The sequence below is a fragment of the Cohnella sp. GCM10027633 genome, from assembly GCF_042675445.1.
In the GTDB taxonomy this organism is placed as follows: Bacteria; Bacillota; Bacilli; order Paenibacillales; family Paenibacillaceae; genus Cohnella.
On the sequence record NZ_JBHTGV010000001.1, the window covers coordinates 705,511 to 731,918 of the forward strand.

At 59.5% G+C, this 26,408-nt stretch carries 27 protein-coding genes and 1 riboswitch; of the genes, 3 read left to right on the forward strand and 24 right to left on the reverse strand.

The genetic code is table 11. The features are described 5' to 3' along the window. Window positions 1-28: 28 nt before the first annotated feature. Entirely contained in the window at window positions 29-628 is a 600-nt protein-coding gene (locus tag ACFQZG_RS03100) for a genetic competence negative regulator (protein WP_378149872.1), read from the reverse strand. Between the two features lie 187 nt (window positions 629-815). Further along, window positions 816-1,145: a hypothetical protein gene (locus ACFQZG_RS03105; RefSeq protein WP_378149873.1), complete on the reverse strand. Its 330-nt coding sequence runs from the start codon at window positions 1,143-1,145 to the stop codon at window positions 816-818. 142 nt (window positions 1,146-1,287) lie between these two features. Between ACFQZG_RS03105 and ACFQZG_RS03110 the strand changes: the two genes are divergently transcribed. Beyond that, window positions 1,288-2,166, forward strand: coding sequence for a polysaccharide deacetylase family protein (locus ACFQZG_RS03110; protein ID WP_378149875.1), 879 nt, complete (start codon window positions 1,288-1,290; stop codon window positions 2,164-2,166). A 62-nt stretch (window positions 2,167-2,228) separates the two neighbouring features. Here the strand turns inward: ACFQZG_RS03110 and ACFQZG_RS03115 are convergent, their stop codons facing one another. Together ACFQZG_RS03115 and ACFQZG_RS03120 are read right to left on the reverse strand one after the other, a co-directional pair. Then, the gene (locus ACFQZG_RS03115) at window positions 2,229-2,525 is read right to left on the reverse strand and encodes a hypothetical protein (protein ID WP_378149877.1); all 297 of its coding nucleotides are present in this window, start codon (window positions 2,523-2,525) and stop codon (window positions 2,229-2,231) included. Next, on the reverse strand, window positions 2,522-3,127 hold the full coding sequence (locus ACFQZG_RS03120) for a CPBP family glutamic-type intramembrane protease (protein WP_378149878.1): 606 nt from the start codon (window positions 3,125-3,127) through the stop codon (window positions 2,522-2,524). The genes ACFQZG_RS03115 and ACFQZG_RS03120 overlap by 4 nt, the downstream gene beginning before the upstream one ends. 100 nt (window positions 3,128-3,227) lie before the next feature. On the opposite strand from ACFQZG_RS03120, the gene ACFQZG_RS03125 reads away from it, so the two are divergent. Then, entirely contained in the window at window positions 3,228-4,148 is a 921-nt protein-coding gene (locus tag ACFQZG_RS03125; RefSeq protein ID WP_378149880.1) for a hypothetical protein, read from the forward strand. 209 nt (window positions 4,149-4,357) lie between these two features. Then, a complete protein-coding gene (gene serA / locus ACFQZG_RS03130) occupies window positions 4,358-5,950 on the forward strand; it encodes a phosphoglycerate dehydrogenase (protein ID WP_378149882.1) in 1,593 nt (530 codons plus the stop codon). 578 nt (window positions 5,951-6,528) lie between these two features. On the opposite strand, the gene ACFQZG_RS03135 is transcribed toward serA, so the two are convergent. The 20 genes from ACFQZG_RS03135 to lysA form a co-directional block, all read right to left on the reverse strand. Beyond that, entirely contained in the window at window positions 6,529-7,758 is a 1,230-nt protein-coding gene (locus tag ACFQZG_RS03135) for an MFS transporter (protein WP_378149883.1), read from the reverse strand. Between the two features lie 20 nt (window positions 7,759-7,778). Then, on the reverse strand, window positions 7,779-9,230 hold the full coding sequence (locus tag ACFQZG_RS03140; protein ID WP_378149885.1) for an ATP-binding protein: 1,452 nt from the start codon (window positions 9,228-9,230) through the stop codon (window positions 7,779-7,781). A gap of 3 nt (window positions 9,231-9,233) precedes the next feature. Beyond that, a complete protein-coding gene (locus ACFQZG_RS03145) occupies window positions 9,234-9,947 on the reverse strand; it encodes a response regulator transcription factor (RefSeq protein WP_378149887.1) in 714 nt (237 codons plus the stop codon). Between the two features lie 30 nt (window positions 9,948-9,977). Beyond that, window positions 9,978-11,240 carry a cytochrome c biogenesis protein CcsA gene (gene ccsA, locus ACFQZG_RS03150; protein WP_378149888.1) on the reverse strand — a complete coding sequence of 421 codons (1,263 nt, stop codon included), beginning with the start codon at window positions 11,238-11,240 and terminating at the stop codon, window positions 9,978-9,980. Next, window positions 11,237-12,949 (reverse strand): cytochrome c biogenesis protein ResB, encoded by a 1,713-nt coding sequence (resB, locus tag ACFQZG_RS03155; RefSeq protein ID WP_378149890.1) that lies wholly within the window; start codon window positions 12,947-12,949, stop codon window positions 11,237-11,239. The genes ccsA and resB overlap by 4 nt, the downstream gene beginning before the upstream one ends. A gap of 36 nt (window positions 12,950-12,985) precedes the next feature. Continuing rightward, a complete protein-coding gene (locus ACFQZG_RS03160) occupies window positions 12,986-13,519 on the reverse strand; it encodes a redoxin domain-containing protein (RefSeq protein WP_378149892.1) in 534 nt (177 codons plus the stop codon). Between the two features lie 110 nt (window positions 13,520-13,629). Beyond that, window positions 13,630-14,373, reverse strand: coding sequence for a pseudouridine synthase (locus tag ACFQZG_RS03165; RefSeq protein WP_378149894.1), 744 nt, complete (start codon window positions 14,371-14,373; stop codon window positions 13,630-13,632). Between the two features lie 21 nt (window positions 14,374-14,394). Next, on the reverse strand, window positions 14,395-14,934 hold the full coding sequence (locus ACFQZG_RS03170) for a spore maturation protein (protein ID WP_378149895.1): 540 nt from the start codon (window positions 14,932-14,934) through the stop codon (window positions 14,395-14,397). A gap of 5 nt (window positions 14,935-14,939) precedes the next feature. Further along, window positions 14,940-15,608 (reverse strand): nucleoside recognition domain-containing protein, encoded by a 669-nt coding sequence (locus tag ACFQZG_RS03175; protein WP_378149896.1) that lies wholly within the window; start codon window positions 15,606-15,608, stop codon window positions 14,940-14,942. A gap of 1 nt (window position 15,609) precedes the next feature. After that, entirely contained in the window at window positions 15,610-16,746 is a 1,137-nt protein-coding gene (locus ACFQZG_RS03180; RefSeq protein ID WP_378149897.1) for a D-alanyl-D-alanine carboxypeptidase family protein, read from the reverse strand. 239 nt (window positions 16,747-16,985) lie between these two features. Then, window positions 16,986-17,480 (reverse strand): GerW family sporulation protein, encoded by a 495-nt coding sequence (gene ytfJ / locus ACFQZG_RS03185; protein WP_378149898.1) that lies wholly within the window; start codon window positions 17,478-17,480, stop codon window positions 16,986-16,988. A 126-nt stretch (window positions 17,481-17,606) separates the two neighbouring features. Beyond that, window positions 17,607-18,293, reverse strand: coding sequence for a DUF2953 domain-containing protein (locus tag ACFQZG_RS03190; protein ID WP_378149900.1), 687 nt, complete (start codon window positions 18,291-18,293; stop codon window positions 17,607-17,609). 65 nt (window positions 18,294-18,358) lie between these two features. Next, the gene (gene scpB / locus ACFQZG_RS03195; RefSeq protein ID WP_378149902.1) at window positions 18,359-18,976 is read right to left on the reverse strand and encodes an SMC-Scp complex subunit ScpB; all 618 of its coding nucleotides are present in this window, start codon (window positions 18,974-18,976) and stop codon (window positions 18,359-18,361) included. Further along, on the reverse strand, window positions 18,945-19,742 hold the full coding sequence (locus ACFQZG_RS03200) for a segregation and condensation protein A (RefSeq protein ID WP_378149903.1): 798 nt from the start codon (window positions 19,740-19,742) through the stop codon (window positions 18,945-18,947). The genes scpB and ACFQZG_RS03200 overlap by 32 nt, the downstream gene beginning before the upstream one ends. Before the next feature lie 78 nt (window positions 19,743-19,820). Next, window positions 19,821-20,291, reverse strand: a complete 471-nt coding sequence (gene ribH, locus ACFQZG_RS03205; protein WP_378149904.1) for a 6,7-dimethyl-8-ribityllumazine synthase — start codon at window positions 20,289-20,291, stop codon at window positions 19,821-19,823. Between the two features lie 510 nt (window positions 20,292-20,801). Further along, window positions 20,802-22,049: a bifunctional 3,4-dihydroxy-2-butanone-4-phosphate synthase/GTP cyclohydrolase II gene (locus tag ACFQZG_RS03210; RefSeq protein ID WP_378149905.1), complete on the reverse strand. Its 1,248-nt coding sequence runs from the start codon at window positions 22,047-22,049 to the stop codon at window positions 20,802-20,804. Between the two features lie 12 nt (window positions 22,050-22,061). Continuing rightward, a complete protein-coding gene (gene ribE / locus ACFQZG_RS03215) occupies window positions 22,062-22,742 on the reverse strand; it encodes a riboflavin synthase (RefSeq protein WP_378149906.1) in 681 nt (226 codons plus the stop codon). Then, window positions 22,743-23,873 (reverse strand): bifunctional diaminohydroxyphosphoribosylaminopyrimidine deaminase/5-amino-6-(5-phosphoribosylamino)uracil reductase RibD, encoded by a 1,131-nt coding sequence (gene ribD, locus ACFQZG_RS03220; RefSeq protein WP_378149908.1) that lies wholly within the window; start codon window positions 23,871-23,873, stop codon window positions 22,743-22,745. It lies immediately after the preceding gene. A gap of 266 nt (window positions 23,874-24,139) precedes the next feature. Further along, window positions 24,140-24,345, reverse strand: a riboswitch (FMN riboswitch). A 139-nt stretch (window positions 24,346-24,484) separates the two neighbouring features. Next, the gene (locus ACFQZG_RS03225) at window positions 24,485-24,916 is read right to left on the reverse strand and encodes a peptidylprolyl isomerase (RefSeq protein WP_378149909.1); all 432 of its coding nucleotides are present in this window, start codon (window positions 24,914-24,916) and stop codon (window positions 24,485-24,487) included. A 36-nt stretch (window positions 24,917-24,952) separates the two neighbouring features. After that, window positions 24,953-26,284: a diaminopimelate decarboxylase gene (lysA, locus tag ACFQZG_RS03230; protein WP_378149911.1), complete on the reverse strand. Its 1,332-nt coding sequence runs from the start codon at window positions 26,282-26,284 to the stop codon at window positions 24,953-24,955. Window positions 26,285-26,408: the final 124 nt, after the last annotated feature.

Below are 26,408 nucleotides of genomic sequence, written 5' to 3' on the forward strand. Positions count from 1 at the left end.
AAATGCTCTCTTCGTTTAGCTTGCGGCGTCAATCGGCGAACGTCGTGGCGAGCACGCGAACCGCGTCGGACTCGATGATCAGCTTGGCGTATTCCTCGAGCACGGCGGGCGTAACCGACGTCGCGTCGCCGTATTCGGCCAGCACGGCGATCAACGCGTTGTAGCTTCCGCTCTCGAATCCCGCGGGATCGAAGGCGAGCACCCAATGGTTCTGGTACCGGTACATCCGTCCTTCTTCCGTCACGCGGCCCGCGAGCGTCTTCGCGGCGCCGATGGCGTCTTCGATGTCCCTGAAACGATATATAATGGCTTCGCTTTGCTCAAGCGTCACTTCGAGTTCGTATACTTCTTCCTCGTCTTCCGTCTGGGCATCCGCCTCGCGTTCGAGCTTGCCCCGCGTCACGATGACGACCATGCCTTGCGCCGGCATCCCGAACACTTCGACGGCGAGCGGACCGGAGGCGTCGAAGCCAAGCTCGCTGTAAGCTTGGTCCATCATCTCGCTGAACAGCTCGTGGACTTTCGGAATTTCCCGCCACATGTCTTCCTTCTGGATCCCGCGCTCCGATAAATCATCGAACGTGAGAAATATACGAATTTTGTCTTGGCTAAGCCGCTCCATCCTCATGACAGGATCCTCCTTCAGTGGGTGATAACAGCTTATGAATAAGCATATAATACGTGAATGATTATTGCTTGGTAACATGTTATCACTTCTCCCATCGAAATGCACTAGGGAAAACCCTCGATTATCAAAAAAACGGCACCGTCCCCGATGGGGAAACGGTGCCGTTCTGTCATGGGAATGTCCGGAATTAAATGCGGTCTTGACCGTTCTGTTCCAGGATCGCGTTGATTTGCTCGGTCACTTCTGGGTCTTTGGAAGCCAACAGGCTGACCCTGCTCATATCGCCTTCGTCCGACCCGGAAGCGCGCTCGGATCGATCCGAAGATCCCCTGCCCGAGAATCCGCCGAACTTCATGTTCAACGCCTTGCCGAGCATCTCGTCCTTCACGTCGCTCATCCGGTTTTTCACGCTTTGGCCCATGCTTGCCGCGACCGCGGACATCATCTGATTGCGCTGAATCAACATCACGATCGCCGCGCCTGCCAATCCGCCCATCACGAAAGTCCCGATTTTCATCTGCCCACCTCCTTATAGCTGTTAGTGTGACCGCGCGGCGCTAGGTCATGCCCCGTAAATTAAGGAAGCAGGACGATGTCGATCGATGGGGAATTATGATACAATCGAGCCGATTACGCCTAGGAAACGGAGGATCTTCATCATGAAACGCACGATTATCGCCGCAAGCTCTGCCGTTCTGCTGCTCGGCCTCGCGGCATGCGGCGGCGCGAACGAGCCGGACGCGGCAGCTTCTCCTCCCGCCTCGTCGGCGACGACGCCGGCGGCCACCGCACCGACAAGCTCCTCGCCGGCCGTTACGCCGGAACCTAGCGCGATCGCTTCCGAGACGCCGTCTCCGTCGCCTTCCGCTTCGCCGGAAGAGCGGCAGCCCGCCCTAGCTTATCGAATGAACAAAGCTTACCGGATCGTCCCGATCGACAAGGAGAAGACGCCGAGCAAAGTCGTCTTGCTCACCTTCGACGACGGACCGAAGGAAGCGGCGACGCTCGATCCGATTCTAGACGCGCTGGATAAGCATGGCGCGAAGGCGATCTTCTTCGTTAACGGCTATCGCGTCAAGGCGCATCCCGAGCTGCTGAAGGAAATCGACGAGCGCGGCCAAGTGATCGGCAACCACTCGTGGGACCATATCGAGCTGGGCAAAGAGAAAGCGGACAAGATCAAGGATCAGATCGGCCGAGTTCAAGACATCGTGAAGGAAACGACGGGCAAAACCCCCGTGTTCTTCCGGCCGCCGTTCGCTTCCTCCAACGATAGCGTGCGTCAAACCGCGAAAGACGAAGGACTGCTGTTCATGACGTGGTCCAACGGTTCTCTCGATTGGGACATGAACAAGGTTAAGCGGGAAAATCGACCGCAAGCGGTCATCGACAACGTCTTGGAGCAGTTGCACGAAGGAAGCAACATCCTTATGCACGAGCTTGCCTGGACCGCGGAGACGCTCGACCGGCTGCTGACCGAGCTGGAGAGCAAAGGTTATTCGTTCGTCGATCCGAACGCCATCGATCCGACGATATAACGAATAAGGGCCGGGCCTCAAGGAACGTCGCCCGGCGACGGATTCCTTGAGGCCCTTATTCGTTATTGTCCGCCTTCCCCGCTCCCCCACCAGAACAGTCCGGCGACGAGCAACGTGAACAGGATGACCAACGTCAGATAGAACCATCGCGACAGCTGGCTGCGCTTATTCGGATGGATGGCCGAACGTGGCGGCATGCCGGTTTCGGACAATCCCGACTGCGCGGCCGCCTCGGCGATCGCCGCTTCCAGCTCTTCGATCGACGTCGCTTCGCCGGATCGTTCGTCTCCGCTAATCGCGTGTTTCTTCGCTTCCCTGAATTGCTCCCATACCGAAGAGCCCTCTTCGCGCTCTTTCATGCTTCGTCCCTCCGCAGCCGAATGATGCACCCCATGACGAAGTCGATCAGGAAATGCGCCAAGATCGGCGTCCAGATCGTTCCCGTATGGGTCATGGTCCAGCCTAAGCCGTAGCTGATCAAGAAGACGAGGCCCGTCGGAATCCAGTGGCGCAAGTAGCGCACGTGGATCGCCGCGAAAAGGATGCTCGTCCAATACGCCCCGAACATATGCTGCAGCGCGCCCCGGAAGAGCAGCTCCTCGCAGACGGAGATGATCAGCGCCAGAACGGCGATATGCCAGATCGGACGTCCCTTGAACATCCGCTCGTTGACGCCCCCGTCGTCCGCCGCTTCCTCGGGCACGAACTTGGCCATGGCCAGGTTCGCGAGCATGACGGCGCCGGCCAATCCGCCGCCCCACAGGGCGAATTCCCACGTTCTCGGCAACGCGAATAAATTAATGATGTTTCTCCCCTGCAATAATAAGACGATGATTCCGATAATAACAGTAAGCGCTTGAGTCATGTATAAGTTGACGAGCAACATCTTGTCGCTTAATTGGTCCACGGTTACTTTGCGGAACTTGATTTTGCGCAGCTTGCGAAAGTCGAATTTTTTCATTGTACCTCTGCACGTTGTAGAATTTTGTATGTTCAAGGCATGCAATTTTTTCTATACTAAGACTACCTAACTCACTCAAACCGTTGTCAAAGGAGCAGCCATGGAAAAGCGTCTTAATCGATCCGACCTCATCTTCTCGCTTGCGTTTCTGCTGATGCTCGTTATCGCGGTTGCCTCGTTCTTCTACGGCGTCAAGGTGGGCTCAGACCGCGTCGAGGCGAAGTACGCCGCTCCGGCCGAGCCGGAAGTCGCCGTAACCGCCCTGCCGAACGGCTATCAGCAGCAAGATCTCGTCTCGTTCTATCATACCGTATTTTTGCCTTACCGTGAATTTCAAAACGAATGGTTCGACGCCCAGCGAGAATGGCTGGCGGACGGCTCGGTAGATCCGGCGGCCGCACTGAACGAGCTCTCGAAGACCGCCAAGAAGACGTACGAAGACGTCAAGGTCGCGAGCGTCTCCCAAGCTTCGCCGCTGCTCGTCGAGGCGCAGACCAGCTACCTGAAGAGCCTGAAGCTGTTCTCGGACGGCTTCTCCGAACTGGCGAACAAAGCCGGCGCCCAAACCGCGGACGCTCTTCTTAGCAACGTCAACGCCAACGCTTATTATAAGGAAGGCCGCAATCAATCGCTCGCCGGGCAAGGCTCGTATTACGGCGCGATGCTGAAGTGGGCGTCGATGGTCGACACCGACCTTCCTTCGGACTTCGACAGCCCGGATATTCTAAGCCTGTCGAAGTGGAAGACGCTTCCCCTTATTATCAAGCTCAAGGTCGCCTCGGACTATCTGTCCCTTCAGCAGGAGATGCCGGAGTTCTCTCCGCAGGACCTGACGGCGAGAATCGACGATTTCATCGCGTCCGGACAAGCCGAACGCAGGAAGCTGAAGAGCTTCAGCGCGATCGCGGAGCTGCTCACGAGCACCGAAGGCGTTCGCAGCGGCGACTTCCTGAAGATGAAGGACCGGTTCTACGGCAACGAGCAGCTTCCTCAGCTTCCGTTCTTCTTCCGGGACAATTAATGTTACGTTCTAAATCGTGAATTGTTGCACATTACTCATTGCAATGCCCGTACCCTTGCTTTAGAATAGTAAAGGTTATGGGAACCGGAATAGCGCGTCAACACGTACGTGAAGTGACCTAAGCGGAGTCACCCTGGACGCACCGAAAGCCCGCTGCTGCGGGCGCGGAGGTCGAGGGTGTTTTCTATATTTCGAAGGAGGGTTCCACAATGTTTAAAGTATTGGTATCGGATCCGATTAGCGATTTGGGCATTTCGTTGCTCGTAGAAGCGTCCGACATCTCCATCGACAAGAAGGTCGGCCTTAGCGAGGACGAGCTCGTCGCGATCATCGGCGAATACGATGCCCTGCTCGTTCGCAGCCAGACGCGCGTGACGGAACGGATCATGTCGGCCGGCAAGCAATTGAAAGTCATCGGACGCGCCGGCGTCGGCGTCGACAACATCGACCTGGACGCGGCGACCAAACGCGGCATTATCGTCATTAATGCGCCGGACGGCAATACGATCACGACCTGCGAGCACACGTTCGCGATGATGATGGCGCTTGCCCGCCATATCCCGCAAGCATACATGAAGACGGTCGGCGGCGTATGGGACCGCAAGTCGTTCGTCGGCGTCGAGCTTCGCAACAAAGTGCTGGGCGTTCTCGGCATGGGCCGGATCGGCAGCGAAGTGGCCGCTCGCGCCAAAGCGTTCGGCATGGAAGTGTACGGCTACGATCCGTTCCTTACGCAAGAGCGCGCCGACAAGCTCGGCGTACGCCTGGCGTCCGTCGAAGACGTCGTGCGCGACGCGGACTTCATTACGGTCCATACGCCGCTCACGCCGGAGACTCGCCACATGCTCGGCAAAGACCAATTCTCCCGCATTAAACCGGGCGTACGCATCGTGAACTGCGCGCGCGGCGGCATCATCGACGAGCAAGCGCTCGTGGAAGCGATCGACGCGGGCCGCGTAGCCGGCGCCGCCTTCGACGTCTTCGAAGAAGAACCGCCCGCTCCGGAGCATCCGTTCCTGAAGCATCCGAAGATCATCGTCACGCCTCACCTCGGCGCCTCGACGATCGAAGCGCAAGAGAACGTCGCGATCGACGTGTCGGAGCAATTGCTTCACATTCTGCGCGGCGAAGCGTTCAAGAACGCGGTCAACATGCCTCCTGTTCCGGCAGACGTTCTTGCCAAGCTCGAGCCGTACTTCTCGCTCGGCAAGAAGCTGGGCAGCTTCTCGGTGCAGATGGCGCACGGACCGGTTAAGGAAATCGCGGTTACGTACGCCGGCGATCTGGCCGACGTCGACACGCAGCCGCTGACCCGCCACATCGTGGAAGGCGTGCTCGGCTTCCACCTCGGCTCGGACCAAGTGAACGTCGTCAACGCGATGCACCAAGCGAAGACGCGCGGCGTCAACATCGTCGTCACGAAGTCGCAAGCTTCCAAAGGCTTCACGAACCAGATCAGCGTCACTATTCGCACGGACAAAGAAGAGCGCCTCGTCGCGGGCACGCTACTGAACGGCTTCGGTCCTCGCATTACGCAGATCGATCGCTTCCCGGTCGACGTAGAACCGCACGGACACGTTCTGCTTGTCTCCCACCACGACAAGCCGGGCATCATCGGCCGCGTCGGCACGCTGCTCGGCAACAACGACGTCAACATCGCGACGATGCAGGTCGGACGCAGCATCGTAGGCGGCTCGGCGATCATGGTCCTCGGCGTCGACAAGGGCGTTCCGAAGGAAGTCATCGAGCAATTGGCGAGTTTGCCTGATCTGAATAAGGCTAAGGTTATTCATTTGTTCTAAGTCGCTTCATTACGGAAAACGGCTGTTCCCTCTCGGGAGCAGCCGTTTATTTGTTATCTATTCGATGGGCAGGAAGTGAGGGTATATATATCCTTTCGCTGCGGCTTTACCCCACAAAGTGACGATATCCTTCGAAGTCTATTCCGATTACTTTGCGGGGACCCCGGCACTGGTCTCGAATTCTGAATGGTAACCCCGTAACAAGGTGATTTCTCGACCGTAAAGGCAGGCGCTTCGCTCTTCAGGACATATATACCCTCTTTTTCATCCATCGATAATAGAAAAACTACCGTGCCCAAGTGAGCGGACTCAGCTGCCCTTTTTCATACGGATATCAGTACCTCTCGAGGTGCTAGGACACATTGGGCGGTCCGAATAATTGAAGTCTCTGGCAACAATCGCCAATAAGAAAAAGGATAGGTGTCCCCTGAAGAGCAACGCGTCTGCCTTTACGTTCCCGAACCGACCATTTGACGGGTTTACCATTCAAGGTTCGGGAACGTAACAGCAGCGTAAGGGGACACCTATCCGTTTCACAACGAAAAGCGATTGTTCTATGTTTCAATTTTAGCGATCTCCTACACCTTCTCCTTCACCATCGCCGGAATCAGCAGTTGCGTCGCGGCGAGAACGACGAGAATGATCGGCAACGCGACGGCGTCGACGCTCGTGGCGAACAGCACCTGCATCAGAATCGACAGCACCCGTCCCGCGTTCAGGAAGAACTCGCGCACGACGACCGACTCGATGCGGAACTGGCCGCGAAGGGGCAGGACGTCCATGATGCGGTAATAGTACGAAGTCAGCGTGTTAATGATGAGCGGCGCGAGGAACGAATACACGACCATGAAGACGATGACCGTCCATAGGCGGATCTCCGCGAACAGGACGAGCGTAGCCAGCAAGATGAGCGACGTCGAGACGAACAAGTCCCTGCGGACGCGCTGCTCCTTCCTCCTCCTCGCGATGTACAGCCCGGTCGCGATCGTCAGCAAGGCGAAGAATACGGCCAAGTATCCGACTTGGTCCTCCCGTCCGACCACGTGGTACATGAGAATGTTCGGAAGGAACAGCATCATGCCTTGGAACAAGCCGAGCACGAAGAAGCTTCCGAGCGACATCAGCCATAATCGGCTTCGCTTCATCATGAGGCCCGAGAATTTCAGGAAGAACGTCCGGTGGTGCGATGGAATGCGAGGAATCCGGAAGCTGAACATCGAAGCGAGCGCGAACAGGCACGTGGCGACCGTGAACGTAATGATATAACCGCGCAGGCCGTCGAACTGACTGATCAGGAAGCCCGCGAGCGCCGGTCCCGCCAGCCCCGCGGAGTTGAACACGATCATGTTGATGCCCAGGTATCGCGACCGGTTACGCTCGTCCGTAACGTCGTACATGAGCACGAGATAGCCTGTCCAATAGAGACCGAGCGCGAAGCCGTTGCAGAAGCCGAATAGCATGTAATAAGCGACGACGTTCTCCTGCGCGATGATGACGACCAGATAGAACAAGGCGATCAGCACGATGCCGAGCCGGTACGTCACCATCCGGTCGCGCTTCTTGGCGATCCAGCCGCCGACCGCGAAGGCGAACGGCGTAACGCCGTAGACGATAAGATTGAAGATCCCGTTCACGACGAGATCCTCGGTCAGACGCCATAAATATAAGTTCAAGAACAGTCCGGACATCGAAGCCCCGAACTGAAAACAGCCGTGAATGAACAACGCGACGAACGCTTGCCGGGACAACCTCTGGTCCGGCGAAGCGTTCGTCGCGGTAATGCGGGGCCATTGCAGCCATTGTCTCATCGGTGTACCCCCAGCTCCGACTATCGGCGAGTCGACTTGGTCGGTTTTTTCCGGTTCACGACGACGGGCAGAGCGATCGTGAACGTCGTGCCCTCTCCTTCGACGCTCTCGGCGCGGATCTTGCCGTTGTGCGCTTCGACGAGGTTCTTGACGATCGCGAGCCCGAGTCCCGTGCCTCCTGTCGACTCGCGCTTGCGCGCCTTGTCGGCCTTATAGAACCGATCGAAGATATACGGCAGATCGCGTCGGGGAATGCCCTGGCCTTCGTCGGCCACCTTGATCTCGATGACGTCGCCCTTCGCCCCTTCGATTCGCGAAGCGCACAGCCGTATGCCCGCGCCCGAAGGCGTATGGCGCATCGCGTTGTCGAGCAGGTTCGTAAGCACTTGCTCGAGCCGGTCCCCGTCGGCCGCCTCCAGCAAGAGCTCCGGAGCTTCCTCCGTCCGGGTCAGCGTAATGTGCCTTTCCTTCGCGAGCGCTGCGAACTTGCGGTAAACCCGCGCCATTAGCGCGTTCACGTCGAGCTGTTGATAATGCATCTCCAGATGGCCGGCTTCCATTCTCGCCAAGTCGAGCAAGTCTTTCACGAGGCGTCCCATCCGAAGCGACTCATCGTGGATGACCTGCACGAGCTCGCGCCGTTCTTCCGGCGATGCCGCGATATCGTCCAGCAGCGCCTCGCTATAGCCTTGCACCATCGAGAGCGGCGTCCGGATCTCGTGCGAGACGTTCGCGACGAAGTCTTTGCGCATCTTGTCGACGCGGAACTCTTCCGTGACGTCCCGCAATACCGCGACCGCGCCTCTGACCTCGTCCCCCGCGGCGAGCGGCGTCATGACGACGGACCAGACGTCTTCCTTCACGTGAACCTTGACGGTGAGCTCCTTGACGCCGGAGATGACGTTGCGGAACGTCTCCCGGAGCGGCCCCGGTACGCAAGCATAAGGCTCGTCCTCGCCTTCGTCATGCATCTCCACGCGATTCCAATCGTCGAGCAGATGTTGCCCCTGCGGATTCGTCAGAATCGCGACGCCCGCCGCGTCGAACGTAATGACCGCGTCGGTCATGCTCTTGATGACGCTGCTCAGATGGTCCCGTTCGTGCTGGATGTCGCGGATGAGCGTCTGCAGCTCGGTCGCCATCTGGTTGAACGAATTCGCGAGCTCTCCGATTTCGTCCGAGGATCGGATCGCGACGCGCGTCGTGTAGTCGCCCTGAGATACGCGGTTCGCGGCGTCCTTCATCTCGCGGAGCGGCTGGGTAATCTTCGTGAGCAGGAAGAACGCGAAGAACGTCGTCAGCAAGAATCCCATCAGACCCGCGTACGTGAACAATCGCTTGATTTTCATCGGGTCGGTGAACGTTAGATCGATATATTCGAGCAGGAACAAGCCAAGCGTCACGATAACGACGGCGACCAAGCCGATGATCGTCAGCCACATTTTGCCGACGACCGTTCTCCATATCGCCATACGCTACTTCGCCGCCTCCAGCTTGTAGCCTACGCCCCATACCGTCGTGATCATCGAAGCCGCTTCGGCGGAAACCCGGTTGAGCTTCTCGCGCAGCCGCTTCACGTGCGTGTCCACGGTGCGCAGATCGCCGAAGAAGTCGTAGTTCCAGACGTCCTTCAGCAGCTCCTCGCGAGAGAATACTTTATCCGGCGAGCTCGCCAAGTAATGCAGCAGCTCGTATTCCTTCGGCGTCAAGTTGACCTCTTGGCCGCTCGCGGTTACCCGGTGGGCATCGTGCTCGATGACGAGGTGAGGGAATACGATGTTGTTGCTCGTGTTCGTGTCCTTGGACAAGAACGCGGTCGCCGAGGAACGGCGCAGAATCGCTTTAATCCGGAAAATCACCTCGCGCGGGCTGAACGGCTTCACGACGTAATCGTCCGCCCCGACCTCGAACCCTTGCACGCGGTTGATCTCTTCGCCTTTGGCCGTCAGCATGAGCACGGGCGTCGCCTTCTGCTGCCGCAATCTCGTGCATACTTCCATGCCGTCGATGCCCGGCAGCATCAGGTCGAGCACGATCAGATCGAAGTCCTCGCCGAGCGCGGTGCGAAGAGCGGATTCTCCGTCCTCCGCTTCCTCGATCTCGTAGCCTTCTTTCTCCAAATACATCCGCAGCAGCCGACGAATGCGCTCCTCGTCGTCGACGACCAAGATCCGATTGCCCATACTCATGCGCGTTCACTCCTCTTCCGGTTGGGTTAGTTAATCTACGCCTGCATACGAGTGCAAGCCGGCAAGGACAAGGTTGACGCCGATCAGAGTGAACATGACGACGAGGAAGCCGATGACGGCGAGCCACGCGGAACGCGTGCCCTGCCAACCGCGCGACAAGCGAAGATGCAAGTACGCGCTGTAGAACAGCCAAGTGACGAGCGCCCATACTTCCTTCGGATCCCAGCCCCAGAATCTCGACCAGGCGATCTCCGCCCAGATCATGGCGAAGATGAGCGCGCCTAGCGTGAACACCGGGAAACCGATGGCGATGGCGCGGTAGCTGATCTCTTCGAGATCGTCCGCGTCGATATCGGTCAGATGAGGCTTGATGACCGCGATGAGCGGCTTGCGGGCGAGCAAACGAAGCAGACCGTAGATGACGAGGCCGGAGATGACCGCCCAGATGACCGTGTTCAGCTTGCGGCCGGCGTTAACGCCGTTCATCCAAGATGGCGCCTCGAACAGAGGCTTGTCCATGCCGAGGAACGATTGGAACGCGACCGTCTCGCTGTTGTAAGGAGCGACGATCGGCGGCAAGCTATAGATGACCTCGTTCACGTCCGAGTTGACGGTGCCGTCGTCCGCGATCTCGACCGTCTCTTGGCTGAACGTCGCCTCGTAGCCAGCGCCGCGGAAGCCGAACACCGATACGAGGAAGCCGATGATCATGATGATGACGACGAGCGAATATTCCGTCCACCGTCTCGAGCGGCGCCCCGCCTTGTCCGTGCGCTCCAGATCGACGACGCGGATAAGCTGCATGAGCGCCGCCGCGAAGCCGACGGCGAAGAACGCTTCGCCGAGCGCGGCCGTCGTGACGTGGATACGAAGCCAGATCGAGTTGAGCGCCGGGTTAAGCGGTTGTACTTCCGACGGAAACACCGATGCGTAAGCGACGATGATAATGACGAGCGGCAGCGTGAACGCGCCGAGAAGCGAATTGCGGTAAATCAAGTATACGACGATAAAAGCGAACATGATGGCCATCGCCAGGAAGGTCATGAACTCGTACATATTGCTCGTCGGTATGTGGCCTTGCCCTTTCCAACGCGCGAAGAAGAACGCGAGGTGGGCGACCCAGCCGGCGATCGCCGCGATGAAGGCGATGCGTCCCCAACGGGCGACGTGCCCTTGCGGATCCCGATTGCTCCAGCGCTTGCCGGCTACCGCGATCGCGTAGCAGATGAACGCGGCGCAGTAGAGAAAGAATGCAGCGGTGAACGCGTTGTTGCTGAAGTCTATCCAATTCAACGTAAATTCCTCCTGTTATCGAGCGACTTCGGCGGCACCTCGATGCCCGTCTTGCCGAGCGCCCAAGCGACGTCAGCCCGCAAGCCGTAGCTGTTCTTATTCGTGTGCGCGCCGAGGGACAGCTTCCCGTCGTCGATGCGCAGCCACACTCTGCGATGCTGCCAATAGAAGCCCATGACCAGGCCGATCATCGAGATAGCGGCTCCGATCCATATATAAGGCATCGCCAAATCTTTGCGAATGTTCAAGTACGTCGTATATTCCGAGAACGTTACATTTACCATTTTACCACCGGACTGCGCCTTTTCAACTTGGAACGCGAATTTGCCCGAACTTAGGCCGTTCTTGACGTAATAGTCGTTGAACAGCGACTGGTAGCCCTTGCTCTCTTCGCTCGGCATCGGGAAGTAGATATACGTCTCGCCTTCCGGCTGCAGATCCGGTCCCGTGATCCGGAACGCGAACGCCGGGTTGTTCGGCTCGCGCGTCTTCGTCATCGGGCGGCTCTGGGCGTCCAAGCCGAAGTCCGGGTAATAATCGTTCAACCGCAGCGTGTACGGCCCCGCTTCGTACGTCCGGGCCGGATTGTCCGCCTTCAGCTCGAAGCTGCCGTACGACTCGCCCGTCTTGCCGTCGGTCAAAGACAAGTTGACCGAGATGAAGCGGACGCGCGGCAGGTAGCTGTTCTGATAGACCTTGATATCTCCGTAAGCGAGCGGACTGTTCACCCGGATCGGATGCTGCTCCACTTGCTCCAGCACGGGATCGCTCGTCGGATCGTCGCACGCGTCTACGCATTCGTACAGCGTCGCCTTCGTCTCGAACAGCTTCGGCACCGCTTTGCCCTTCTGGTGAGACGCCAACTCGCTCTCGTCGTACAGCTCCAAGGTGAAGTCGTCGTTCTTCAGGTAATAGTTCGTATCCGGGATTTGACGGGTCTCCCCTTCGTAGAGGGCGAGATACTGGTCCATGTGCCACGCCGGGACGCTCCGTCCGAGCACGGCGAGCAGGAATAGAATAAGGCCGATATGGTTAATGTACGGACCCCAGCGGCTGAACCGGTTCTTCTCCGCGAGCAGCGCCGTGTCCTCCTGCCATACGCGATAGCCGCGGCGCTTCATCTGATTCTTGAACGATTCCGTCCATGCCGCCGCGTCCCCCTCGATCGGACCGCCGTACGTAACCTGTTGGCGGGTGATGAATTGGAGATGCTTGCGAATCTGCTGCTTGGAGAGGGCGCGATAGAGAGGCAGCACGCGGTCCAGGCTGCAGATGACGAGCGACGCGCCGATCATGACGAGCAGCAGCTTGAACCACCAGGATTCGTAGGTATGCGACAAGCCGAGAGCATGGTAAATGACGCCCGCCGTCCCGTACGTTTCCTTGTAGTACGCGGCGAACTCCGATCGTTCGGTCATGTTGATGAACGTGCTCTCTTGTTGGAAGATCGTCCCGAGCGCGGCTCCGAGCAGCGTCAGAATAATCAAGTAAATGGCGATCTTGACGGACGAGAAGAAGTTCCATATCCGGTCGACGAGATGCGGGTTCTGCTTCTGCGAACGCCGGGCGACCCCGTCGTACCTCATCTCGAGCGGGGCGTCCGCGGCTTCGGCCGCGTCCTCGTACAGCGGCTTGCCGCACGATTCGCACAAGACGGTGCCGACGGGGTTCTGATGTCCGCATTCGCACTTGGTGTTCTGTATTAACATCAGGTCCTCCTGGCATAGCTTAATGACTGCTTCCTGCTATCTCTTCGTGGCCATGAGCTTCTCCACGCGCGCTTCGATGTCCGCTTCTTCGAGCGGCCCTCCGACGACGACGTCCTGAATGACTCCGTCCGCGCCGATGAAGTACGTCGTCGGGTATTGCTTCAGCCCGAACGCGCGCTCCGTCTTCTTGTCTTTGTCGAGCAGAATCGGGAATTTCGCTCCTACCGCGCTCGCGAACCGTTCGACCGTGATGGCGTCCTCGCTTAGGTTGATGCCGACGAGCTCCAAGCCTTGCCCGTTCCACTTCTCGTATTGCTGCTGCAGGGCGGGCATCTCGTCGCGGCAAGGCGGGCAGAACGTCCCCCAGAAGTTCAGAATGACGGGCTTGCCTTCGTAATCCTTCCAGTCGTGCGCGACGTTATCGAGGTCGGCCAGCTTGAAGCCCGGCGGCTTGTCCCCTTCGGCGAGCGCGGAGCTCGACGTGAAGAGCGAGTTGCCGATCGCGTAACCGCCGACGAGCAGCACGAACGCCAGAATCGAATATTGGACGAGCTTGCGATGCTTCTTCATGTAAGCCTGTTCACCACCTGTAATCCGTTATTCTCATTATAACGAAAATACCGGGGTCAAGGGCAGTCGCCCTCTCCTCCGGTTTTGAACATTGTGTGACGCCGTATCGGCTATTGGTCTTCCTCTTGCGCGCTGAGTTCCGCCGCTTCCATAAGCGTGCGGAGCTCTTCTCCGGATAGCTTGCGGTGCTTGCCTCGCTGCAGTCCGTCCAAGAACAATCCTCCGAACGAGATCCGCTTCAACCGGGTAACCGGATGATGGATCGCGTCGAACATTCTTCTCACTTGCCGGTTGCGCCCTTCGCGGATCGTGATCGAGATCGTCGCGAACTTGCCGTCCGGATCGATGTCGTGGTATTCGACTTCCGCCGGAGCGGTCATGCCGTCATCCAGCTTGATGCCCCGCTGCAATCTCTCGAGATCTTTGCCGTGGGGCACGCGCTCGACGGTCGCGTGGTACGTCTTCGGCACGTGATGGCGCGGATGCGTCAGCTTGTGCGCCAGGTCGCCGTCGTTGGTCAGGAGCAACAGCCCTTCGGTATCGTAATCGAGCCGGCCGACCGGATACAGCCGTTCCTTGATTTCCTTCAAGTAATCGGTTACGACGCTCCGCCCTTTGTCGTCGGAGACGCTCGTAATGACGCCTTTCGGCTTATTGAAGAGAATATAGATTTTGCTCTCTCGCTTAATCGGCTTCCCGGATACCGTAATGACGTCGGCCGCAGGGTCGGCTTTCGCGCCGAGCTCCTTCACGACTTCCCCGTTCACGGTCACTTTGCCCGCCGTTATGAGCTCTTCGCATTTGCGGCGGGACGCGATGCCCGCGTTGGCGAGTATTTTCTGCAATCTTTCCACGGTCGTTCACCTCATCCCTCATCATACCAATCCGAACAGCAACCAGCAAGCCGCCACGGCGGCAAAAAAACCGATGAAGTCCGAGAGGAGGCCGACCTTAAGCGCGTAACGGGAGTTGCGGATGCCGACGGCGCCGAAATAGACGGTGAGCACGTACAGCGTCGTGTCCGTGCTGCCTTGAATCGTAGAGGCGATGCGGGCGACGAACGAATCGGGGCCTTGCTCCTTGATGAGGTCGGTCACGTAAGCGAGCGAACCGGCGCCGGTTAGAGGCCGAAGGAACGCGAGCGGAAGGACGTCGGCCGGCACGCCGAACTGTTCGAACAGCGGGCGGAACAGGCCGACGAGCGCGTCCATCGCGCCGGAAGCGCGGAACATGCTGATGGCGGTCAGCATTCCGACGAGCTGCGGGATAATGCCGACTGCGGTCGAGAAGCCGTCTTTCGCTCCGTCGATGAACGATTCGTATGCGGGGATCTTGCGGAACATCGCATAGAGCGGAATGAAGGCGATCAGGACGGGTATCGTCCACGTGGACACGATTCGAATGAGTTCGAGCAACGGCGTCAGCCTCCTCCCGGGGGAGCCAGAGGGCGATTAGGGGCATGAGGGATCGTGGATGCCGGAGTATCGGAACGATGCTTGAACGTCGGCGGCTTGCCGGCCTTGCGGCGGTACCAACGGTCGATGAGTATGGCCGCGCCGGTCGATATGATCGTCGCCAGCAACGTCGGGGCGACGATGTCTGCCGGGTGGAGCGATCCGAAGTTCATCCGGATCGCGATAATCGTCGTCGGAACGAGCGTAATGCTGGCCGTGTTCAACGCCAGCAGCGTGCACATCGCCGGCGTGGCGACCGTCTTGTCCGGATTGAGCTTCTGCAGTTCCTGCATCGCCTTGATGCCCATCGGCGTCGCGGCGTTGCCGAGCCCGAGCAGATTCGCGCTCATATTCGATAGAATATAGCCCATGGCCGGATGATCGGCCGGCACGTCGGGGAACAATCTGCGGACCGCCGGCGCCATTACCCTCGCCAGCTTGCGCACGAGTCCAGCGTCTTCGGCGATGCGCATGAGTCCCATCCAGAACACGAGAATGCTGATCAAGCCGAGGCATACCGTAACGCCGGTCTGTGCGCCGCCGAACGCCGCCTCGGCGACTTTCTCCATCTTGCCGTTGATCGCTCCGAACAGGACGCTGACGACGATCATGCCCATCCAGATCCAATTCACCATGCTACCCCGCTCCTCTCTTCCCTTCTTGCGAGGACGCGCCGCCGGTCGCCCGGCTATCCGCGACGACCGGCGTTTTGCCGATCGGAACGCCGTCCATGTAGTATTTGATCCACCCCCGGTAACCGAGCGCGTAAGCCGGTTGGCTTGCGTCTTGCGGCTCGTACGCCGCCGTCAACCGCTCTCGTTCTCCCGGGGCGAACGGGTAGCGGAAGCCCGAGCCGAGCTTTGCGGTTACGCCGGCCGTAGGCACCGGATCGCCCTCCGCAGCCACTTGCTGCAACGGATAGTTCTCGAAGCCGTAGTCGAGCAGCTTGCGGTGGTCCGACCAATCGTCGCCGTCGTTCAGCGTAACGACGACCAATTGCTGGCCGTTTCGCGTGGCCGAGCTGACGAGCGTCCGGAGCGCTTTTTTCGTGTAGCCGGTTTTGACTCCGTCCGCGCCTTCGTACATCGTCAGCATTTTGTTTTTGTTCACCCATTTATAGTCCCACGGATCGTGGGGATTCGGCGCCGTCTTCACCCGCGTGCCTACGATCTCCCGGAAGTCCTTGTTGCGAAGCGCGTAAGCCGCCAATCGGGCCATGTCGTTAGCCGACGCGTAATGACCGGGCTCGTCCAGCCCGCTCGGATTCATGAAATGGCTGTTCGGCATTCCGATCTCGTCGGCTTTCTTGTTCATGAGGAACGCGAATCCGCCGACGGAGCCGCCGACGTGCTCGGCGATCGCGGTCGCCGCGTCGTTGCCGGAACGAAGCATCAAGCCGAAGATCATGTTGCGCAGCTTCATCCGCTCGCCCGACTTCAGGTAGATGGACGACCCTTCCTTGCCCGCGGCGCGAGGGCTTACGTTCACTTCCGCCTCAAGGTCCGCGTGCTCGATCGCTACGATCGCGGTCATGATCTTCGTCAGGCTGGCGATCAGCATCGGCTCGTCGCCGCGCTTGCTGTAGATGAGCCGTCCGGAAGCGACGTCGATTAACGCCGCGCCTTTGGCATGGTTGCCTGGGGGCTTCGGCGCTGTCGCCGATGCGGCGGACGCCCGCGGGGCGGATGCCCCCGGGACGATCAGGGAGACGAGGAGAACGGCCAGGGCAATCCGTCTTCGAATGGTGAATGGCGCTCTTGAAGTGACGTGCATGGATATCCTCCTTGAAACAAACGATTCTACGTCGGGCTCGAACTAACTCACCCTTGAAACAAATGAATCTTCGTCGGGCTCGAACTAACTCACCCTTGAAAGGTCTCCTAACAATTTATGTAGGCGTGTCCCAAAGTATGTAGCTTACGTCTCGTCTTTCGTCCGTCCAAGTAACGCCAATCCCCCCGGACAACGAAAAACCCGGCTTTCGCCGGGCTTCATTGCGCGTACGCGCGTCCTTACATAAGCTTGTCCGAATGACTCGACTTGGAGAGAAGCGCGGAGTCCGATTCCTGCGCTGCCTGCGAAGAGGCGCCGCGCTGGAACGCGTTCTTCAGCTTGTCCACCCAAGTCGGGGCCGCGTCGATCAAGCGCTCGAGCAAATGCGTCTGATTGTCTAGCGGCACGACCTTGACGCCTTGCGTGCCGACGACGAGGAACGCGATCGGCGTAATCGATACGCCGCCGCCGCTGCCGCCGCCGAACGGCAATTGCACGGACGCGTTATGTCCGTTGTTGTTATTGTTGGAGCCGGACTTCGCGCCTTCTTCCTCCATCGCCTGGAACTCGCTGCCGCCAGCCGCGAAGCCGAAGCCGACCTTGGAGATCGGCAGAATGACGCTGCCGTCCGGCGTTTGAACCGGCTCACCAACTATGGTGTTAACGTCCACCATATCCTTGATGTTCTCCATGGCGGTTTGCATGAGGCCGTTGATCGGATGTTGCTGTGTCATTGCTATTCCTCCTTCCGGGATGCGATCCCGCCGCAAGTGGATCGGTAAGCCGCGGTCGACATCGTGTACCTAATTTGCCCGCGATGGCGGGTACATTATGCGCCCGCGGGCGACTCGATGCATTCCTTACGCCTGCTCCGGGGCTTTCAGGTACGTGCGCCATGCCCGAAGGGCCTTCCCGTATTTCAACGTTCGCGTGCCCAGTCGGACGAGCGAGACGAGCACGGCGAACGCGCCGATCTGAAAATCCGCCTCCCACACCGCCGAGAACTCCGGCTCCGCGTAATTCGGCTCGATGCGGCTTTGCGGAATCGCGTTAAGTTGGAGGAATTGCCCCGCCGCTCCGCTCGCGCAGCCCGCCACCGCCCAGAGCAACCCGGTCAACACCGCCGTTTGCGCGGCATCGCCGGTACCGACGCGGAAGTCGAGCCGCCATCTCGTGCACTCTACCCGCTTGAGCGTCGTCCTCATCCAACGCTTGAATCCGCGCGTCGACGTCCGAATGGCGCGATACGATCGCCAATACTTGCGGACGGTACCGATGCCCAGCCTGCGCTTCGTCTTCTTCTCATCTGTCGCATTCGCGATACCTCCCGCTCGCCGTTCCCGATAGACGATATCCCACCCTCGGACGACGATGGACGGCAACACGAACTGGTAATGGATAAGTCCGTACAACGCTTGCACGATGACGACGAGCTGATCCAACCGTCCGCTTCGGGAGTAACGGACGCGAACGCGAACGCGCGAAGCCAACGCCGCCAATATAAGGATCGCCGCCGCTCCGATGGCGACCCAAAGCCAGAAGGCCATACCACCCCCGCCTTTCCTAGGGGTAGTATGGCCTTCTGGCAACGCATCATGCAATTGACTGCATTTCAGTTCGTTTCCAATTCGCGTTCCATGTCTTCGAGCGACAGCTGCCTGCCCTCGATGCGCTCGAACAGCATCTTCGTGCGCTCCTCGAGCTCTTCGTCCCCGCTCAGGTCGGAAGGCTCCGGCAACGCCTTGATGCCCGGCAAGCCGAAGTAGTCGAGGAACGCCTTCGTCGTCCCGTACAAGATCGGCCGGCCGACGGCGTCCGCGCGGCCTTTCTCTTCGATGAGGTCTTTGGCGACGAGCGTGTGGAGCGCTCGGTCGGCTTTGACGCCGCGGATTTCCTCGATCTCGATTCGCGTAATCGGTTGGCGGTAAGCGATGATCGACAGCGTCTCGAGCGCCGCGTTCGACAGCGCCGCGCGAGCCGGCGAGAACGCCAGCTTCTCGAAGTATACCGCGTGCTCGGGAACGGTCGTCAGCCGGTAGCCGCCCGCCACTTCCGCGACGCGCAGCCCCCTGCCCTTCTTCGTGTAGTCCTTCTGAAGGTCCTTCAACACGTTCTGCACGACATCGGCGTCTACTTCGACCACCTCGGAGATCGTCTTGGCGCTGATGCCTTCCTCGCCGGTCACGAACAGTATGCCTTCAAGTACCGATTTCAACGTCGAATAATCCATGGTCATCCTCGCTCCCCGTCCAAGTAAGCACGATATCGTCGAACAACGCGTTCTGGTGGCACGATACCCAGCGGCGCTTCATCAGTTCCAATATCGCCAGGAACGAGACGACGATCGCGTCGCGGTCGTATACGTCGCCGACGAGATTGGAGAACAGCATCTTGCCGTCCCCTTCGCGGGCTCGCGCCTTGAGCGTATCGACGATATCGCGGATCCGGTCCTTCACGGACACCTCGTCCTTGCGAATCGCGGTTATCCGGTTGCGGCCTTCCAGACGGCGCATCGCCTTGCGGAACGCGCGGACGAGGTCGTCCACGTGCAGGCCTTCGACCGGATTGACCGGCACGACCTTCAGGAACGGCGTCAGGTCCGTGGATTCCCGAGTGTACACTTGGCTGCGGTCCCATTCCTTCTCTCGAAGCTGCACGGCGACCGACTTGTACTTGCGGTATTCGATCAGCTTGCGGATCAATTCCTCGCGCGGATCGAGCCCTTCGTCTTCTTCGTCGATATACCACGGTTCTTCCGTCACCGGAGGCTTCGGCAGCAACTGCCGGCTCTTCATCGACAGCAGCGTCGCCGCCATGACGAGAAATTCGCTCGTGACGTCGAGCTCGAGCTCCTGCATCGCGTCGATATATTGCATGTATTGGTCCGTAATATCGTTGATCGAGATATCCTCGATGGCGATCTCCGCTTTGTCGATAAGATGCAGCAACAAATCCAGCGGACCCTCGAACGTTTCGAGCTTATAGAGCACAGCCACTTCGTTCGTCCACCCTTTCCGCGTCTTGCTCGGGGACCGCGGCTCGCTTGCCCGCGATTACGCCCAAGGCGAATCGTATCAGCCTTGGATCGCTCGCGTCAAGTTCGCCATCTCGATTGCCGTCGATGCGGCTTCCCAGCCTTTGTTGCCCGCCTTCGTGCCGGCGCGCTCGACCGCTTGTTCGATGCTGTCGGTCGTCAGGACGCCGAAGATCGTCGGCACGCCCGTCTTCAGCGAAATCGCGGACACGCCTTTGGCGACTTCGTTGCATACGAAGTCGAAGTGCGGCGTAGAGCCGCGGATGACCGCGCCGAGCGTGATGACCGCGTCGTATTTGCCGCTCTCCGACATCTTCTGGGCGATAAGCGGAATTTCGAACGCTCCCGGCACCCAAGCGATTTCGATTTCGTTCTCCTCTACGCCGTGGCGCTTCAGCGCGTCCAGCGCGCCGCCGAGCAGCTTCGACGTAATGAATTCGTTGAACCGTCCGACGACGATTCCGTATTTCAGACCTTTGGAAATCAAGTGACCTTCGTATACGATAGACATGGTCTACATCCTCTCGCGCGGCTTATGCTAGATGCGGCCGCGAGCTCATTAGTATGTTGTATCGGTTATTGCGTTGGTTGGCGTTAGCGCGGCGTAACGTACGACGATGCGTCGGATTAGCGGCCTCTGATGCCGCTATTACTTCTTGCGGTGTCCGTTGCGCCGGATTAGCGGCTTGTGGTGCCTCTATTACCTCTTGCTGTGACCGTTGTGCCGGATTAGCGGCTTGTGGTGCCTCTATTACCTCTTGCTGTGACCGTTGTGCCGGATTAGCGGCTTGTGGTGCCGCTATTGCCTCGTGCGGTGCCCGTTGCGCCGGATTAGCGGCCTGTGATGCCGCTATTGCCTCTTGCGGTGCCCGTTGCGCCGGATTAGCGGCCTGTGATGCCGCTAGTTACTAAAGCGGTGCTTTACCCAGGATTAACGCCATCCGGCAGCGTTATCTGCATACCTGACTCGACGGGATAGTGACGATAAAGGCGCTGTCTGCCCCTACCCTTGCCCCAGTCCTTACGACCGCCCGACTTCCGCCTCCGCGTCGTCCGCGAACGACAGCATATGGCCGAGCTTCGCTTTCTTCGTATGAAGGTAGCCCGTGTTGTCCTCGTTCTCCTGCATCTGGATCGGCACCCGCTCGACGACGTTCAGCCCGTAGCCTTCGAGTCCCTTGATCTTGCGCGGGTTGTTCGTCAGCAGCCGGATCTCGCGCACGCCGATATCCTTCAGGATCTGCGCGCCGATGCCGTAATCCCGCAAGTCCGGCGCGAATCCTAGCTTAATATTCGCGTCGACCGTATCCAATCCCTGCTCCTGAAGCTGGTACGCCTTCAGCTTGTTGATGAGGCCGATGCCCCGGCCTTCCTGCCGCATGTAGAGCAGCACGCCGTTGCCGGCTTCGTCGATCTGCCGCAGCGCCGCTTCGAGCTGCGGGCCGCAGTCGCAGCGGTGGGAATGGAACACGTCGCCTGTCAAGCATTCGGAATGCACGCGGACGAGCACCGGCTGCGCGCCGTCGATATCGCCCTTCACGAACGCGACGTGTTCTTTGGCGTCGACCTCGTTCGTATAGGCGATCGCGCGGAACGTCCCGAAGTCGGTCGGCATGCGCACGTCGACTTCGCGCTTCACGAGCTTCTCCTTCTCGTTCCGGTAGCGGATCAAGTCTTTGATCGTGATCAGCTTCAGCTCGTGCTGCTGAGCGAATTCGATCAGATCCGGCAATCGAGCCATCGTTCCGTCTTCCTTGATTACTTCGCAGATGACCGCGGAATGCGCCTGCGAGCCGCTCAGCCTCGCCAAGTCGACCGCCGCCTCGGTATGCCCCGCCCTGCGGAGGACGCCGCCCTTCTTCGCGATCAGCGGGAAAATATGACCCGGCCTGCGGAAGTCGTGGGGCTTGGCGTGAGGATCGATCAGCGCCTTGATCGTCGACGCCCGCTCGTGCGCCGATATGCCGGTCGTCGTCGAGACGTGGTCCACGGACACCGTGAACGCCGTGCCATGATAATCCGTATTGTGACTGACCATAGGGGTCAGGTCAAGAGCTTCCGCCCGCTCCTGCGTAATCGGCACGCAGACGAGACCGCGCGCTTCCTTGATCATGAAGTTGATCACTTCAGGCGTCGCCTTGTCCGCCAGAGCGATCAGATCCCCCTCGTTCTCCCGGTCTTCGTCGTCGACGACGATGACGACTTTGCCCCGGATCAGATCGTATATCGCGTCTTCTATCGCATCGAATGGCTTGTTAACGCTCGCCATATGAATCCCTCCTTATAGAAATCCGTTGTCTCTCAGCATCGCTTCGGTCAAGCCGCCGGACTTCCGTCCGGCACCGCCTTGTTCGAACCGTTCTTCGTTCGCGTGAAGCAGATGGTCGACGTACTTGCCTAGAATGTCGCATTCGATATTGATCGTATCCCCGGCATGCTTATGCTGCAGCACCGTCTCCCGCAGCGTGTGGGGAATGATCGATACGGCGAACCGTCCCGCGTCCCGGTCTACGGAGACTACGGTCAAACTGATGCCGTCGAGCGTCACCGAGCCTTGCGGGATGACGTGCCTCAGCATGCTCCGCTCGTGCGGCTCGAGAGCGAAGACGACCGCGTTCGCTTCCGTCCTCCGCTCCCGGATGACGCCGGTGCCGTCCACGTGCCCTTGCACGAAGTGCCCTCCGAACCTGGCGCCCGCCATCATCGCCCGCTCCAGGTTCAGCGGACTTCCCGGCTGCAACGCATGGAGGTTCGTATGACGGTACGTTTCCGGCATGACGTCGACGGCGAACGATCTCGCGTCGTAGGCGACGACCGTCAGGCATACGCCGTTGACGGCGATGCTGTCGCCCATCTTCACGTCTTCCAATACTTTCGCCGCTCCGATCGTCAGGATCATCGCCTCGCCGCGACGGTCGACCGAGCGAAGCGAGCCGATCTCTTCTATTAGTCCGGTGAACATCTACGTTCCTCCTCGAAGCGCGTTCTCGTTCTCGGAATGGGCTTCCGGATAACCGGTCACGCACCAATCCTCGCCGTACGTCTCCAACTTGACTCGCCTCAGCCGATAGGCCGCGGACATCGCTTCGGGTCCGCGGAAGGCGAATCCCGAAGGCGAGCCTTCCCCGCCGACGATCAGCGGCGCGTAGAACAGCATCATCTTGTCGACGAGCCCGGCTTGCAGCATCGCGCCGTTCAGCACGCCGCCGCCTTCGAGCAGCACCGAACTGATGCTCCGCTCGCCCAGCTTCGCCATCGCGTCCGGGAGATCGACGCGAGGGCCGTCTCCGCAGCGCACGACTTCGGCTCCGAGCTCGCCGAGCCGCGCCGCCTTGTCCGCGTCCGCCCCTTCCGTCGTCAGCACGATCGTCTTGGCCGCGCCGTTCAGCGCGCGTGCTGTCTCGGGGATGCGAAGCCTCGAGTCGACGACGATCCGCACCGGATGCAAGCCCGGAACGCTCAGCCTCGTCGTCAGCTCCGGATCGTCCGCGAGCACCGTCTCGGCGCCGACCATGATGCCCGCCGACCGGTGGCGAAGCGTATGCACCGCTTCGCGCGCGGCCGGTCCCGTGATCCACTTGCTATGCCCGGCATGCGTCGCGATCCGTCCGTCGAGCGTCAATGCGGTCTTCAACGTGACGAATGGACGCCGATGGACGATGTAATGGTTGAACGCTTCGTTCAGCGCCGCCGATTCGTCGCCCAGCAGGCCGACTTCCACGTCGATGCCTTGTTCCCTAAGCCTCGCGATGCCTCTTCCCGCGACGAGCGGATTCGGATCGGTCGTGGCGACGACGACGCGGGCCACTTTCTCCTTGATCAACCGTTCGCAGCAGGGCGGCGTCGCCCCGTGATGGCTGCAAGGCTCCAACGTTACGTATGCCGTCGCGCCTTCCGCCTCCGCGCCCGCCATGTTCAGGGCGTGCACTTCGGCGTGCGCTTCCCCACGCTTCAGATGGGCGCCCATGCCGACGACGCGCCCGTCCTTGACGACGACGCAGCCGACGACCGGGTTGACGCCGGTTTGACCGGAGGCCCCCGCGGCTAGCTGCAGCGCGAGCCGCATATAAGCTTCATCGTTCAATACGTTCATCGCTTTCTTCCTCCTTCCGCGACAGCGCCCTTCGTGCATGCAATAAACCCCCGAGGAAACATCCCCGGGGGTTGTAGAGGCACAGCGATAGAGAGACCCTGATAGCGGTGCCCATAGGCGCGAACGAATACAAGCCGGTCCTCGATGACGCAAGTCACCGTAACCGACAATCGCAGGCATGTGAAAAAAAGAACAATCAATAGCGATGATTGCCGACGTCTCCCGCGATCGTACGTCACTCCATTAGGCACGGCATGGCCGCGCTGCGCTTCCTTCTCCCATCCAGACTGTAACTGTCGGTCCCGGATTCGCACCAGGTCCACCGCATCGCCACTCTGCCGGACTGACCGGTAAGAGCGATGACGGGTCACGGACTGACGACGTAACGCCGGCGCGCCGACCCGAAGGTCGCGTAAGCCAGCATCCGCCGATCACCGCCGGTGGGGAATTACGCCCCGCCCCGAAGGTAAGCAACTAATTGAGTGAAAGTGTAACATCCCGTCTCGCAAATTGCAATATGCCGACCGGAATTTCCCTGCTCCGCACTCGGATATAAACAAGAGCCCCTATCCTTCTAACGTTCGAAGGATGGGGCTCTTGCGCGCGATCGCTTACGCTTCGCGAACTTGAATCGATGCGAACTTATCTTGTCCTTGCAGAGCGTCCACGTGCTCCATGCCGGACTTCACCTTGCCGAACACGGTGTGCACGCCGTCGAGGTGAGGCTGCGGCTTGTAGCAGATGTAGAACTGGCTGCCGCCCGTATTCGGGCCGCGATGCGCCATCGCGAGGCTGCCGCGCTCGTGCCTGTTCTTGTTATGCTCGCAGGCGATCGTGTAGCCCGGGCCGCCCGTGCCGGTGCCTTGCGGGCATCCGCCCTGCGCGACGAAACCCGGAATGACGCGGTGGAACGATCCGTCGTTGTAGAATCCCTCGCTAGCCAGCTTCTCGAAGTTGGCTACCGTATTCGGAGCGTCCTGATCGAACATCTCGATTACGATTTCGTTGCCGTTAGACAACGCGATGACTGCTTCCTTAGCCACAATGGAACACTCCTTCGGTTGTACGCCGCCGGTCGATTACTTCGAGACCGCTTGCTTGCGCAAGCGCTCAGGAATGAGATCGTTGCCGACGATGTCCTTGTACGATTCGCGGGCGACGACCAGATCCGCCTTGCCGTCCCGTACGAAGACGACGGCCGGACGGCGAATCCTGTTGTAGTTGCTCGCCATCGCATAATTGTACGCACCCGTGCAGAAAACCGCAAGCAGGTCGCCCGTTTCCACCTTCGGAAGGTTCAAGTCCCAGATAAGCATGTCGCCGCTCTCGCAGCACTTGCCCGCGACGGAGACGACTTCCTCGCACTTGTCGTTGACGCGATTCGCGAGAACCGCTTCGTACTTGGACTCGTACAGCGCCGGACGCGGGTTGTCCGTCATGCCGCCGTCGACGGCGATATATTTGCGCACGCCCGGAATTTCCTTGCTCGTGCCGACCGTGTAGAGCGTCGTGCCGGCGTCGCCGACGATGCTGCGGCCCGGTTCGATCCAAATTTCGGGCAGCGGGAAGTCCGCGCCTTTGCAAGTCGTAAGAACGGCGTCCGCGATCGCTTGCACGTACGTGGAGAGCGGCAACGGCGTGTCGCCTTCGACGTAGCGGATGCCGAAGCCGCCGCCCAGGTTCAGAACCGTGAACGTATAGTTAAGCTTATCGCGGATTTCGACCGCGAAGCCGACGTTCTTCTCGAACGCCATGCGGAAGCCTTCCACTTCGAAAATTTGCGAACCGATATGCGAATGCACGCCGAGCAGCTTCAGGTTCGGCTGCGCGATCGCCGCTTCTACCGCCTTGAACGCCGTGCCGTTGCTAAGATCGAAGCCGAACTTCGAGTCTTGTTGGCCGGTGGAAATATAATCGTGCGTATGCGCTTCGACCCCAGGGGTGATGCGGAGCAGCACGTTGACGGTTTTGCCCTTGTCCGCCGCGAGCGCGTTCAGAAGCTGCAGCTCGATGAAATTGTCCACGACGAAGCAGCCGATGTTCGCGTCGAGCGCCATGTTGATCTCTTCCGGCGTCTTGTTGTTGCCGTGGAAGTGGATGCGCTCGGCCGGGAAGCCCGCTTGCAGCGCCGTATACAGCTCGCCGTCGGATACGACGTCGAGGCTCATGCCTTCTTCTTCCGCGACGCGGCACATGGCCATGACGCAGAACGCTTTCGAAGCGTATGCCACTTGATGGCGAAGTCCCGTCGCGCGGAACGCGGTCATGAATTCGCGCGCGCGTTGGCGCACGAGCTCTTCGTCGACGATATAGAGAGGCGTGCCGAACTGCTCGGCCAGATCCGTAACGTCGCAGCCTCCGATTTCGAGATGTCCCTTGCTATTGATTTTGCTCGTCCCATGCAAATACATATGAGATTCCCCTTTTGGCTAATTTTCCGGAGATCGCGCCTTATCGCATCCTGTCCGGCTTGCACGAATTAACCTGAGTATAGCCGAAATCCTCGCGCGGGGAAATGGAGATTTTGCAACATCA

Bases quoted from the DNA above. Each gene is read 5' to 3' on its own strand.
- scpB (WP_378149902.1), bottom strand. From the start codon at position 18,976: ATGGATTATTCGACGTTGAAATCGGTACTTGAAGGCATACTGTTCGTG.
- ACFQZG_RS03100 (WP_378149872.1), bottom strand. From the start codon at position 628: ATGAGGATGGAGCGGCTTAGCCAAGACAAAATTCGTATATTTCTCACG.
- ACFQZG_RS03160 (WP_378149892.1), bottom strand. From the start codon at position 13,519: ATGAAGAAGCATCGCAAGCTCGTCCAATATTCGATTCTGGCGTTCGTG.
- ACFQZG_RS03210 (WP_378149905.1), bottom strand. From the start codon at position 22,049: ATGGCGAGCGTTAACAAGCCATTCGATGCGATAGAAGACGCGATATAC.
- ACFQZG_RS03105 (WP_378149873.1), bottom strand. From the start codon at position 1,145: ATGAAAATCGGGACTTTCGTGATGGGCGGATTGGCAGGCGCGGCGATC.
- ACFQZG_RS03110 (WP_378149875.1), top strand. From the start codon at position 1,288: ATGAAACGCACGATTATCGCCGCAAGCTCTGCCGTTCTGCTGCTCGGC.
- ACFQZG_RS03140 (WP_378149885.1), bottom strand. From the start codon at position 9,230: ATGGCGATATGGAGAACGGTCGTCGGCAAAATGTGGCTGACGATCATC.
- resB (WP_378149890.1), bottom strand. From the start codon at position 12,949: ATGTTAATACAGAACACCAAGTGCGAATGCGGACATCAGAACCCCGTC.
- ACFQZG_RS03190 (WP_378149900.1), bottom strand. From the start codon at position 18,293: ATGGCCTTCTGGCTTTGGGTCGCCATCGGAGCGGCGGCGATCCTTATA.
- ACFQZG_RS03135 (WP_378149883.1), bottom strand. From the start codon at position 7,758: ATGAGACAATGGCTGCAATGGCCCCGCATTACCGCGACGAACGCTTCG.
- lysA (WP_378149911.1), bottom strand. From the start codon at position 26,284: ATGTATTTGCATGGGACGAGCAAAATCAATAGCAAGGGACATCTCGAA.
- ribE (WP_378149906.1), bottom strand. From the start codon at position 22,742: ATGTTCACCGGACTAATAGAAGAGATCGGCTCGCTTCGCTCGGTCGAC.
- ACFQZG_RS03175 (WP_378149896.1), bottom strand. From the start codon at position 15,608: ATGGTGAATTGGATCTGGATGGGCATGATCGTCGTCAGCGTCCTGTTC.
- ACFQZG_RS03145 (WP_378149887.1), bottom strand. From the start codon at position 9,947: ATGAGTATGGGCAATCGGATCTTGGTCGTCGACGACGAGGAGCGCATT.
- ribH (WP_378149904.1), bottom strand. From the start codon at position 20,291: ATGTCTATCGTATACGAAGGTCACTTGATTTCCAAAGGTCTGAAATAC.
- serA (WP_378149882.1), top strand. From the start codon at position 4,358: ATGTTTAAAGTATTGGTATCGGATCCGATTAGCGATTTGGGCATTTCG.
- ACFQZG_RS03115 (WP_378149877.1), bottom strand. From the start codon at position 2,525: ATGAAAGAGCGCGAAGAGGGCTCTTCGGTATGGGAGCAATTCAGGGAA.
- ACFQZG_RS03125 (WP_378149880.1), top strand. From the start codon at position 3,228: ATGGAAAAGCGTCTTAATCGATCCGACCTCATCTTCTCGCTTGCGTTT.
- ACFQZG_RS03120 (WP_378149878.1), bottom strand. From the start codon at position 3,127: ATGAAAAAATTCGACTTTCGCAAGCTGCGCAAAATCAAGTTCCGCAAA.
- ACFQZG_RS03180 (WP_378149897.1), bottom strand. From the start codon at position 16,746: ATGCACGTCACTTCAAGAGCGCCATTCACCATTCGAAGACGGATTGCC.
- ytfJ (WP_378149898.1), bottom strand. From the start codon at position 17,480: ATGACACAGCAACATCCGATCAACGGCCTCATGCAAACCGCCATGGAG.
- ribD (WP_378149908.1), bottom strand. From the start codon at position 23,873: ATGAACGTATTGAACGATGAAGCTTATATGCGGCTCGCGCTGCAGCTA.